The organism is Streptomyces boncukensis (assembly GCF_011045075.1).
Lineage (GTDB): Bacteria > Actinomycetota > Actinomycetes > Streptomycetales > Streptomycetaceae > Streptomyces > Streptomyces boncukensis.
Map to the genome: position 1 here is coordinate 1 of NZ_JAAKZZ010000211.1, position 11927 is coordinate 11927.

General features: G+C 71.5%; 7 protein-coding genes and 1 pseudogene. 7 read left to right on the forward strand and 1 reads right to left on the reverse strand.

Translation table 11 applies throughout. The features are described 5' to 3' along the window. The 7 genes and pseudogenes from G5C65_RS20005 to G5C65_RS20035 all read left to right on the forward strand — a co-directional run. Window positions 1-3207 (forward strand): fibronectin type III domain-containing protein (locus G5C65_RS20005; protein WP_165300254.1); only part of this gene is annotated, 3207 nt, incomplete at its 5' end. Beyond that, window positions 3204-4529, forward strand: a complete 1326-nt coding sequence (locus G5C65_RS20010) for an ABC transporter substrate-binding protein (protein WP_165300255.1) — start codon at window positions 3204-3206, stop codon at window positions 4527-4529. The genes G5C65_RS20005 and G5C65_RS20010, both read left to right, overlap by 4 nt. Further along, a complete protein-coding gene (locus G5C65_RS20015) occupies window positions 4529-5410 on the forward strand; it encodes a carbohydrate ABC transporter permease (RefSeq protein WP_338146538.1) in 882 nt (293 codons plus the stop codon). Before G5C65_RS20010 ends, G5C65_RS20015 begins: the two co-directional genes overlap by 1 nt. Further along, window positions 5407-6303, forward strand: coding sequence for a carbohydrate ABC transporter permease (locus tag G5C65_RS20020; RefSeq protein ID WP_165300257.1), 897 nt, complete (start codon window positions 5407-5409; stop codon window positions 6301-6303). The genes G5C65_RS20015 and G5C65_RS20020 overlap by 4 nt, the downstream gene beginning before the upstream one ends. 24 nt (window positions 6304-6327) lie before the next feature. Then, the gene (locus G5C65_RS20025; RefSeq protein WP_165300258.1) at window positions 6328-7926 is read left to right on the forward strand and encodes a family 43 glycosylhydrolase; all 1599 of its coding nucleotides are present in this window, start codon (window positions 6328-6330) and stop codon (window positions 7924-7926) included. 159 nt (window positions 7927-8085) lie between these two features. After that, window positions 8086-9063, forward strand: a complete 978-nt coding sequence (locus tag G5C65_RS20030; RefSeq protein ID WP_206442032.1) for a hydroxyacid dehydrogenase — start codon at window positions 8086-8088, stop codon at window positions 9061-9063. 98 nt (window positions 9064-9161) lie between these two features. Then, window positions 9162-10130, forward strand: a pseudogene (locus G5C65_RS20035) (family 43 glycosylhydrolase); the annotation flags it as partial. A gap of 110 nt (window positions 10131-10240) precedes the next feature. Here the strand turns inward: G5C65_RS20035 and G5C65_RS20040 are convergent. Then, window positions 10241-11927 (reverse strand): glycoside hydrolase family 36 protein (locus tag G5C65_RS20040; protein ID WP_165300260.1); only part of this gene is annotated, 1687 nt, incomplete at its 5' end.

Consider the following 11927-nt stretch of genomic DNA (forward strand, 5'->3'; position numbering starts at 1 on the left):
CACCAGGTCTCCGTCTTCGACGCGCTCTCGGAGAAGGCGGACAAGAGCGGCAACGCCACCTTGTCCATCGAGCGCTACAAGGACGAGCTCCGGTTCTACGCCGAGGCTCTCGCCCAGGGGCACGAGTGGTGTCCCGCATCCGGCAAGGAGCAGCGGCGCGCCGCCCTCGCACGCGTCTTCACGTCCATCGACAACTTCACCAAGCAGTACTACGGCGACGTCAAGAGCCTCGGCAACGGCGGTCACCAGTCCGACTGGGGCGGTTACTACGCCGCGCTCGGCGAAGCCCTCTACATCGTCGAGGACCTGATCGCCGACGAGGACGTCCACGGGACCGAGCGGTTCCGCGCCTTCCTCCGCGAACCGTTCGACACCGGGACCCGGGACGGGGAGAACAGCCTGCCGAGCACCGGATGGGACGGGGGCCGGCTCACCCGGTTCGGCGCCTGGGAACGCGTACTGAAGGCGAACTTCGACTTCGCCCGCTCCCGGCTCTCCTACATCTACAACCAGGTCCTCTACACCTACGAAGGCGCGTGGAAGGCCCATGAAGGGCTGCGGGTCATCGGCTCGGAGTTCTACGAGGGCAAGGAGCGCAGCCACGCCATCGCGCGGGAGGCGCTCGGCGCCCGCCCGTTCCTCGGCGAGGAGATCCTCACAGGGCCCGAGGGCGAGAAGCTGAACCTCTATCACTCCCTCTTCTTCCATGACAGGACGGCCGTTTACACGGACGACTGCCTCCGCGTCGTCATGCGCGGGCTCGCCAGGAGCAAGCCGGGGCCCGATCAGGGCGTGGCGCGGCGGCTTCCGTACGGGCGGCACTACACCGGCATCACCGCCGCCGGACAGACCCGGGAGAACCACTACGTCGGCAACTACGGGGAAGCCGGGAACTATCTCCCCTGCTGGTTCTTCCGCACCCTCGGGCACGACGGCGACGAGGAACTGAACGACGACATCCTCCGGCTCGCCCTGCGCAACCTGCACGCGCGGGCCCGGACCCGCTACCAGGGCACCGACCCCGACGGCCACCGCATCATGTACATGGAGCAGGTGGTCGACGGCCGCAACACCGCGTACCCGGGCAAGGTCGCCTACGCCACCGCCACCGACCAGGGCCCCTACGCCTTCTCCTTCGCCGCCCTCGCGCACCACATGTCCCGGCGTCCGGAGCGGTTCCGCGGCAAGGAGTGGGAGCCGTACCGGCGGTACGCCCGCGAGGCCGTCGGCTTTCTCCAGCAGCAGCTCGCCGACAACCAGTTCTTCCCGTACTTCGACTCGCACATGCTGCCGAAGCACGTCGTCGATCTGCGGCTGCCGGAAACCTGGGCGTATGTCGCCAAGACACCCGCCGGGACCGTCCTCCCGCACACCGACCTCGACCGGTACACCGACGCGGAGCTCAGGAGGCTGGGCGTGGACCGGCGGAAGCAGCCCACGCGGTTCGCCTGGGCCGACATCGACAATCTGTACGTCGCCGTACGCGACGGCGACACACATCTCTTCGCCTCGCTCGTGGAGCGCAACAACGGGCTGATGGGCAACGGGCGGCTGCACGCCCAGTACGGCACCCACGACCAGCTGGTGCAGCTGCCGACCCGGAGCGTCTTCACCTCGCGCGAGTACACCCTGCGCGCGCCCTCGACCGAGAACTCCATCCTCTTCGACCGCTTCTCCGACCCCGGCGACCGGCCGCTGGCCATGACCGGCGAGCCGATCCCCGTCGCCTTCCAGCCGGGCGTCGGCCGCCCCCGCCGCGACAACAACCGCTACGACACCCCGTACGCCGGGTATCCGGAGCTGCTCACCGCCCGCTACGGCCCGTACTTCTTCGCCGTCAACACCACCCGCCGGGCCCACGGCAACGAGCGTCCGCTGACCGCCGTGCTGCCGGAGGGGACGGGCGACGGACCGCTGCTCGACCTCGTGTCGCGGCGGCGGGTGCGGCCCCGCGGCGGGCGGGTCGTCCTCGCCCCGGGCACGGCACTGGTGCTGGCGCTCGGTACCGCACGGGTGGGGGCCGAGCCCCCGGCCCCCGTCGATCTCGTCCTCGCCACACCCGGGAGCGGCGCGGTGGGGCTGAGCTGGCGGGCCGCCGCCGGCGCCGCCTCGTACACGGTCAGCCGGTCGGTGCGGCGCGGCGGGCGGTACGCGGTCGTCGAGGAGGGCGTCACCGGCACCTCGTACACGGACGAGTCGGTCCGGGACGGGGGCCGCTTCTTCTACCGCGTCACCCCCGTCGGCACGTCGGGGAAAGGGCGGGCCTCCGCGCCCGCCGAGGCCCGCGCACACCCGGCGACCGGAAACGGCTGGCGCGGCCGGCCGGTCGGTGCGGCGCGCGGGACGGCGCGGACACGCGGCACGGCCGTCTCCGTGCGCGGCGCGTCGGGGGCGGGCTTCGGCGGGGGCGACGACAGCGTCCTGCACGACCGGGACCGCCCCGACGCGTTCGTCCTCGCGAGCACCCTCGTACGCGGCAGCGTGGCCGTCTCCGCGCGCCTCGGCAGCCCGCGGGCCGCGCTCGCGGGCGTGACGCTGCGCGCGTCGGCTCACGCCGTGAGCCGCTACGTCCACCTCGGTACGGACGGCGCGGGCGGCCTCGTGCTGCGCACCCGCTCGATGGACTCGCGCCCGGACGTCGGGAAGGGCACGGTGGGCCATGACGCGGGCAACGGGATCACCCGCAGTCCTCTCGCCCGCACCGAGGAGTTCGCGGGGTTCCCCGCCGCGGACTACCCGTACGTCCGGCTCGTACGGGCCGCCGACTCGCACCGCGTCACCGCGCTCGTCTCACGGGACGGCGAGCTGTGGGAGCGGGTCACCGCCGACACCGTGCCGATGCCCGAGGTCGTGCACGCGGGCGTGGCGGCGACGGCGGACACCGACTTCACCCGCGTCACGGTCGAGACCCTGCCCGAGGACGCGGCCCTCCCGACCGTCGCCAGGGACGGTGACGGCGTCCGCGTGCACTGGAACAAGCCCCGGCACGCCGTCTCCTTCACCCTCTACGGCCGTCGGGGAGACGGCGGCTGGCGGCGGCTCACCGGCGACGCGTACCGCCTCGACCACCGGCACGACGCCGCCCTCGGCTCCACCCGCTACCGCGTCGTCGCCCGGCACGCGGACGGCAGCACCACCTCGTCACCCGCACCCTCGTCACCCGCACCCTCGTCGCCCGCACCCTCGTCCGCTGGAGGAACGGAATGATCCGCAGCAGCACATCCCGCAACAGAACCCGCCTGCTGGCCACGGGCACCGCCTGTGCCCTCGCCCTCGGCCTCGCCGCGTGCGGCGACTCGGACTCCGGCAGCGGGTCCGACGGCCCGGTCACGCTGGAGGTGTGGACCGGGGCCCAGGGCGCCGACAAGGCGGTGAAGCAGTTCAACGCGGCCCACGACGACATCACCCTCAAGTACGTCAAGGTGCCCGGCGACAAGATGTCCAACCAGCTCAACAACTCCCACAAGGCAGGCGACAAGGACAAGTCGCCGTGTCTGATCCAGTCGGACAATCGCGAGGGCAGCATGCTGATGGCCCAGGGCGTGCTCAAGGACATCTCGGGGGAACTCAAGGGCAGCGAGGGCAAGTTCTCCGACGGCGCGATCAAGGCGCTCAGCATCGGCGGCAAGACCTACGGCGTCCCGGACGGCCGCCAGCCCATCTTCACCATCTTCAACAGGAAAGTCTTCGACACAGCGGGGCTGGACTATCCGAAGACCTGGGAGGAGATGATCGACGCGGGCAAAGAGCTCCGCAAGGGCGGCGTCAAGATCTTCAACCTCGCCGGTGAGGACCCGTCCACCTGGATGAACATGGCCTGGCAGGCGGGGGCCCGCTGGTACACGGTCAAGGGCGACTCCTGGAAGATCAATTTCACGGACGGACACTCCGAGTGGGCCGCCGGGATCATGCAGCAGATGCTCGACGAGAAGCTGGTCTCCAAGATCAGCTACGCCGACTACGCGGCGATGATCCAGGAGTACGACGCGGGCAAGATCGCCTCCCGGCAGGTCTCCACCTGGCAGCTCTCCTCCTTCGAGCAGCAGATCCGGAAGACCAGCGGCCAGTGGGAGCCCGCACCCAACTTCCGCGCACCCGGCGAGGCCCGTCCCTCCTCGGCCGCGGACACCTTCGGACTGATGGTGCCCGAGCTGTGCCCGCACTCCGAGGAGGCGGTGAAGGCCGCCGCCTGGCTGGCCACCAACGACAAGCCGGTCGACACCATGGGCAGCCCCAAGACGGCGGGCTGGTACCCGGCCGTCAAGGACCCCGGGCCGCACCTGGACCAGGTCGTGCCCAAGAAGCTGATGGGCGACCACGCGGACCAGGCCGTGCCGGTCATCAAGAAGTCGGCGAACTTCGCGGGCGGCTGGCAGTACGGGCCCAACTCCAAAGCCATGTACGAGGAGCTGGCCGACCAGTGGGGCAAGGCGATGGCCGGTGACATCACGGTCGCCGAGATCCTGCCGCACATGCAGAAGTGGGTCGTGAACGACCTGAAGCGGCGCAAGGTGAACGTGATCGGTTGATGAGACGGCACACCTTCCGGGGGGCGGGGTTCGCCGTCCCCTTCTACCTCGGCTTCCTGTTCACGTTTGTCGCACCGCTGTGCTACGCGCTCTACCAGTCCTTCTACAGCATCGAGAGCGGCGGCCTGGGCATCGGCACCCAGAAGGAGGTCTTCGCCGGGCTGGACAACTTCACCCGCGGCTTCCAGGACGGGGACTTCTGGGCCGGAGTCGTCCGGGTGCTGCTCTTCGCCTGCGTCCAGATCCCCCTCATGCTGGGCCTCGCGCTGACGATGGCGCTGCTGCTGGACGGCGTCGCGCGCCGCACCGCGCACCGCTACCGCTTCTCGTTCCTGGTGCCGTACATGATCCCGGGCATCGTCGCGGCACTGATGTGGATGTACCTGTACAGCCCGCGGCTGGGCCCGCTCACCGACGCGCTGGAGACGGTCGGCATCCACGCCGACTTCTACTCCTCCGGGCTGATCTGGTTCTCCATGGGCAACCTGCTCACCTGGATCCATATGGGCTTCAACATGCTCATCATCTACGGCGCGCTCCAGGCCGTCCCGCGCGAGCTCTTCGACGCCGCGCGGGTGGACGGGGCCTCGGAGCTGCGCATCGCGCTCTCCATCAAGGTGCCGTACGTCCGGGGCGCGCTGGTGCTGACGGGGATGCTCTCGATCATCGCCACCCTGCAGCTCTTCAACGAGCCGCTGCTCTTCCGCTCCACGGCGCCGGAGACCGTCACCAAGAGCTACACACCCATCATGACCATCTACTACCAGGCGTTCGACAGCAACAACTACCACTACGCCGCCGCGCTCTCGGTGATCCTCGCCCTGATCGCGGGCGGGGCGTCGTTCCTCTTCTACAAGCTGACGAACAGGGCACAGCCATGACCACCGCAGCGAACGAACGCCCCGCGAAGACCGAAGGGCTGCCCGTCGGCCACGACCGGTCCCGGCGGTCCCGCGTCCTGACCCTGGCCGGACTGGTGCTCTTCGCGCTCTACTCCGTGGCACCGGTGTGGTGGCTGATCGTCTCGGCCACCAAGGACCAGCAGGGCCTGCTCTACTCCAACGGGCTCTGGTTCGAGGACTTCCACTTCTTCGACAACATCAGGACGGTCTTCGAGTACGACGACGGGATCTTCCTGACCTGGACCGTCAACTCCCTGCTCTACGCGGGGGGCGGGGCGCTGCTGTGCGTGCTCGTCTCGGTCGCCGCCGGATACGCGCTCTCCCGCTTCTCCTTCCCCGGGCGGAAGCTGGGGCTCGGCGTCGTCATCGGCTCGTTCCTGCTGCCGCAGGCGCTGCTGACCATGCCGCTCTATCTGCTCTTCTCCAAGATCGGCCTGGCGGACACCGCGTGGGGCGTACTGATCCCCTTCACCATCAACCCGTTCATGGTCTACCTCGCCAAGGTCTACGTGGACGGGGCCGTCCCCGCCGAGCTGCTGGAGGCGGCCAGGGTGGACGGGGCCGGCGAGATCCGGATCTTCTTCCAGATCGTGCTGCGGCTGATGAGGACCGGCGCGGCGACCGTCTTCCTGCTCTCCTTCGTCGGCAACTGGAACAACTTCTTCCTGCCGCTGACCATGCTGCGCGGTGACGACAAGTGGCCGCTGAGCATCGGCCTGTACTTCTGGAACGCACAGCGCACCGACTCCGAGATCGACCTGACCACCCTGGTGCTGACCGGGGCCTTCCTCTCGATCATCCCGCTCGCCGTGGTCATGCTCGCCATGCAGCGGTACTGGAAGTCGGGCGTCACGCTCGGCAGCCTCAAGTGACCCAGTGACCCGCAGGAGACCCTGGTGACCGCGCCCCTCATACGCAACCCCGTCCTGCCCGGCTTCCGCCCCGACCCCAGCATCGTGTACGCGGACGGCTGGTACTACCTCGTCACCTCCACCTTCGAGTGGTACCCGGGCGTCCCGGTGCACCGCTCGCCCGACCTGGTGCGCTGGGAGCTGGTCGGCCACGTCCTGGACCGGCCCGGGCTGCTCGACCTGCGGGGCGTGCCGGACTCGGGCGGGGTCTGGGCCCCCTCGCTGTCCTGGCACGGCGGAAGGTTCCAGCTCGCGTACAGCGTGGTGCGCACCGCGGGCGGCCCGTACAAGGACATCGACAACTACCTCACCACCGCGCCCGACATGCTCGGCCCCTGGTCGGACCCGGTCCATCTGAACTCCTCCGGCATCGACCCGGCCCTCTTCCACGACGAGGACGGGCGCACCTGGCTGCTCAACACCCGCTGGGACCACCGCCCGGACCGCCCGTCGTTCGACGGGATCCTGCTCCAGGAGTACGACCCGGACAAGCGGTCCCTCATCGGCGAGCCGGTCAACATCCTGCGCCACGACGACGGCGAGCTGATCGAGGGTCCCAACCTCTACCGGCACGACGGCTGGTACGTGCTGCTGCTCGCCGAGGGCGGCACCGGCTGGAACCACGGCGTCCGCGCCGCCCGGTCCCGCTCCCTCACCGGGCCCTACGCCCTCGACCCGGCGGGCCCGCTGCTCACCACCCGCGACACGTGCGGCGGGCCGCTGCAGAAGGCGGGCCACGGTGAGCTGGTGCGCACCCCCGGAGGCGAGTGGTACCTGGCCCATCTGGCGTCCCGCCCCCTGCATACGCCCGAGGGGCCACGCTGCGTGCTCGGCCGGGAGACCTGTCTGCAGCGGGTCGTCTGGAACGGGGAGGGCTGGCCGCGCCTCGCACACGGCACGAACCGGCCGCGGACGGAAGTGCGAGCTCCCACGGGTACCGCGCGGGGGACGGCCCCCGTGCCGGGGCCGGTACGGGACGACTTCGACGCGCCCCGGCCGGACGTCGCCTGGAGCACGCTGCGCGGCCCCGCCGACGCGTCCTGGCTGTCGCTGAGCGAGCGGCCGGGCTGGCTGCGGCTGCGCGGACGGCAGAGCCCGGCCTCCCTGTTCGACCAGAGCCTGCTCGCGCGCCCGCTGCGGTCGACGCACTGCGAGGCCGCCACGGTCATGGACTTCCGCCCCTCGCGCTTCCCGCAGATGGCAGGGCTCATCTGCTGGTACGACACGGGCACCCACTACTACCTGCGCGCCACGCACAGCGAACGGCACGGCGGCCGGGTACTGGGGGTCTGCTACGCCGACGACGGCACGTACGGGGAGCTGGCGGAGAGCGAACTGCCCGTCGACGACTGGCCGCTGCTGCACCTGAGCGCCCGCTTCGACGGGCCCGTGCTGCGGTTCTCGGCCTCGCCGGACGGACGTACGTGGCGGCCCGTGGGCCCGGAGCTGGACGCCACCCGGCTGTCCGACGACTACGGGGCCGCGTTGCGGTTCACGGGGGCGCACGTGGGGCTCTGTGTGCAGGACCTCGACGGTGGCCGTGCGTCCGCGGACTTCGACTGGTTCGCGCTTGGTGACCACTGACCGCTGTGCGGATGGTGCGTTGCCGGCCGCCGTATATCAGGCACAGTCCCGCGCCCCTTCGCGGCGCTCCCGTCCCTCCCCCTACGAACCGCAGGAAGGCCCCCCGTGCCCGAACAGCTCCCCGTGCCCGAACACCACCGGCCCACGGCCGTCCTCGCCATGAGCCCCGAACACCTGCCCGGCCTGTTCCCGCCGGATCTCCGCGCCCGTCTCACCGACTGCGCGGACACCGACCCGACGGCCGTGACCGAACGCTTCGACAGCCCCCGGGCACGCTCGGCACTCGCCACCGCCACCGTTCTGATCACCGGCTGGGGCTGCCCCCCGCTGGAGGCGGATGTGCTGGAGTCCGCGCCCCGCCTGCAAGCCGTCCTGCACACCGGCGGCTCGGTCAAGGGGCTGGTGACGCCCGCCTGCTGGGAGCGCGGGCTGACCGTCTCCTCGGCAGCCGACGCCAACGCCGTCCCGGTCGCCGAGTACACGCTCGCCGTGATCCTCCTCGCGGGCAAGGACGCCTTCGCGCTGCGCGAGCGCTACCGCGCCGACCGGCACTTCACCCCCGGCCTCATCCACCCCCGTATCGGCAACCGGGAACGGCGCGTCGGGGTGATCGGCGCCTCCCGCATCGGACGGCGGGTGCTGGCGCTGCTGCGCGGCTTCGACATGGAGACGCTGCTCTTCGACCCGTACACCGACGAAGTCGCCGCCGCCCGGCTCGGCGCCCGCCGCACCGGGCTGGACGAGCTGCTGCGCACCTGCGACACGGTCAGCGTGCACGCCCCGGAGACCCCCGAGACCCGCGGGCTGCTGAACGCGGAGCGCCTCGCCCTGATGCGGGACGGCGCCGTCCTCGTCAACACCGCGCGCGGCAGCCTCGTGGACACCCCGGCGCTCACCCGCGAGCTGGCCTCGGGCCGCCTCACGGCCGTCCTCGACGTCACGGACCCGGAGCCGCTGCCCCCGGACTCCCCCCTCTACGCCCTGCCCAACGCCGTTCTCACCCCGCACATCGCCGGGTCGCACGGCAACGAGCTGCACCGGCTGGGCCTCAGCGCGGTCGAGGAGCTGGAACGGCTGGCCGCCGGGCGCCCGCTGGCCCACCGCGTGCACGCGCCCGACCTGCACCGGGCGGCGTGAGAGCGGCGTGCTCAGCGGCGCCCGTCCCGGACACGTCGTCCCGTCGTCCCGCCACTACATCGAGTATCGAGTGAGGAGCCACCATGGACCGCGAGAACATGCCGGAACACGCGCCGGGCACGACGGGGAGGGCCCACGCCGCCCCGCACGGCCCGGTCACCGTCACCAACGGCACCCGGTTCACGACCGCCACCGGCGAGCCGCTGCACGCGCACGGGGGCGGGATGCTCCGGGCGGACGGCCACTTCTACTGGTTCGGCGAGAACCGCAACCCCGACAACACCTTCCGCTCCGTCTCCGCCTACCGCTCCCGTGACCTGAAGACCTGGGAGTTCCGCAACCACATCCTCACCCGGGAGACCGATCCCGAGCTGGCCACCGCCAACATCGAACGCCCCAAGGTCCTCTACAACCCGGGCACCCGGCAGTACGTGCTGTGGGCGCACAAGGAGAACGGCAACGACTACGGCGAAGCCCGCGCCTGCGTCGCCTCCTGCCCGCAGATCGACGGCGACTACACCTGGCACGGCAGCTTCCGCCCGCTCGGCCACATGTCCCGTGACCTCACCCTCTACCAGGAGGAGTCGGGGGAGGCGGCGTACCTGGTCTCCGCCGCCCGCGACAACGGCGACCTGCACCTGTACCGCCTCGCCGACGACTGCCTGGCGGTGGCCGAGCTGGTGGCCAACCCCTGGCCCGGCGGCCACCGCGAGGCCCCCGCCCTCTTCAGGCACGACGGCGGCTACGTCATGCTCACCTCCGGCCTCTCGGGCTGGCGCCCCAATCAGCAGCAGTACGCCACAGCACCGGCGCTCACGGGCCCGTGGACGGACATGCGGAACGTGGGGGACGCGACGGCCTTCGACTCGCAGACCGCATGCGTGCTGACGCTGCGCGGCACACGGGAGACCACACACCTCTATCTCGGCGACCGCTGGGGGAACGCCTCCGGCGGCACCGTCAACGACTCGCGGTACGTCTGGCTGCCGCTGCGCTTCTCCGACGCCACCACCATGACCATGGACTGGCAGAACAAACTGACGATCGACGTCGAGGCGGGAACGGTGTACTGACCGGTGCCCTCGCCGCTGGTGGGGACCGGCTCCCGGCCCTTGGCCCAGGGACGGTCCACGGCGGCGAGGGAGGTCGGTGCTGTCGTCCTCCGGATCGCCACCCCTCACTCCGCCGTACGCACCCGCACCAGCCGTGCCGCCGGGGTGCTCGGCAAGGTGACGTGCAGCCCTTTCCCGCCCGCCGCCGGCCGGACCTCTCCCTCCGGGAAGCGGGGGTAGACGGGGGCAACCTCCACCGCCGGGTCCTCCAGCGGGATCACGCACTCCTGGGCGCTGCCCTGCCTCCGCCACACTGCCACCAGCGACGTCCCCGGCGTCGTCAGCTCCAGCGCCAGCCACCCGTCGCGCCAGCCCGGCATCCCGAGCGGCCACCGGGGCACGGCTCCGGGCAGCAGCGACCGGTAACCGCGGTAGGCGGCGAGGGCCTCGCGCACCAGCGCCCGCTGTCCCGCGTCCAGCAGATCGGCGCGCCCGCTCAGATGGATCCGCCCCAGCATGGCCGTCACCATGCAGAACGCGACCTCCTCCGCGCCGTGCCCGGCCCGCGGATACGCCCACATGGCGCCCTGCTCCGGGGGCACCACGGCGGGTGCGGCGGCGGCGATGGGCGGCAGCAGCAGTTCGTCCTGCTGGTCGGTGAGGGACTGCAGGGCGATATGCGCCAGCGTCGCGTGGTCGGCGCGCATGCCGCCCGACGCGCACCCCTCGACCGTCAGCCCGGGGTGCCGTTCCTGCAGGCTGTCGAGCCAGTCCAGATAGGCGCGGTTGTGGCCGAGCAGCCCGTGCCCGGGGCCGTGCGGGGCGGCGTCGGTCCCGGCTCCGATGTCGATGTTGTGGTCCAGCTTGAGATAGCCCAGCCCGAACTCGCCCACCAGCCGGTCCACCACGGAGTCGAGGTGCGCGACGGCGGCCGGGTGCCGCAGGTCGAGCTGATGGCGCCCCCATTCGGCCAGACGGTGTCCGCCGCGCCGGAAGAACGCCTCCTGCGGCAGCTCCGCCGCGACAGGGCTGCGCACCCCGACGACTTCGGGCTCCAGCCACAGTCCGGGCACCATTCCGGCCGCCTTGACGGCGTCGGTCACCTCGGCGAGGCCGCCGGGGAACCGCGAGGGCGCCGGCTCCCACTCCCCCACCTCGTCCCACCACCCGGGCACGCCGCCGGGGCCTTCGCCGCGCCGCGCCTCGTCGTACCATCCGGCGTCCACGCAGAAGACCTCGCACCCGGCCTCGGCGGCGGCGTCGACCAGGGGCAGCAGCCGCTCGGTCGTGGGGTCGCCCATCAGCCCGTTCATGAAGTCGTTGAAGACGACGGGCAGGCGGGTGCGGTCGGGCTGGTGGGGCGCGGGACGCCGCGCGGCCCTGCGGTGCCGGGTGAGCGCGCCGAGCGCCGCGTCGCGGTCCGGCGCGAGGGCGACGGACGCGGTGACCGTACGGAAGGTCTCCCCGGGCTCCAGCCGCACGGACCACTGGTGCTCGCGCGCGGCCGGTCCGGACAGCGCGAGGTACACCTCGTCGTAGCGGTCGCCCAGTTCGGCGTGCCAGGAGCCGTTGTGCTCGATCTGCCAGGCGAGTACGCCCGCGGGCCCGGCCACCCATCCCATGGGCAGCCACTCGGAGGACGACCAGCCGCCGGTGCTGGTGAACGCGGCCCGGCTTTTGGTGCCCGTCTGCCCGAACCGGGTCATGCCCACATCGGGCACCCCCAGTTCGCCGAGCGGCGCTCCCGCGAACCGGTACTCGCCGCTCCACGGGTTACGCCCCGACCACACCCTGAGGTCCCGCTCCCACTCC

Bases quoted from the DNA above. Each gene is read 5' to 3' on its own strand.
- G5C65_RS20020 (WP_165300257.1), top strand. From the start codon at position 5,407: ATGACCACCGCAGCGAACGAACGCCCCGCGAAGACCGAAGGGCTGCCC.
- G5C65_RS20030 (WP_206442032.1), top strand. From the start codon at position 8,086: ATGAGCCCCGAACACCTGCCCGGCCTGTTCCCGCCGGATCTCCGCGCC.
- G5C65_RS20010 (WP_165300255.1), top strand. From the start codon at position 3,204: ATGATCCGCAGCAGCACATCCCGCAACAGAACCCGCCTGCTGGCCACG.
- G5C65_RS20015 (WP_338146538.1), top strand. From the start codon at position 4,529: ATGAGACGGCACACCTTCCGGGGGGCGGGGTTCGCCGTCCCCTTCTAC.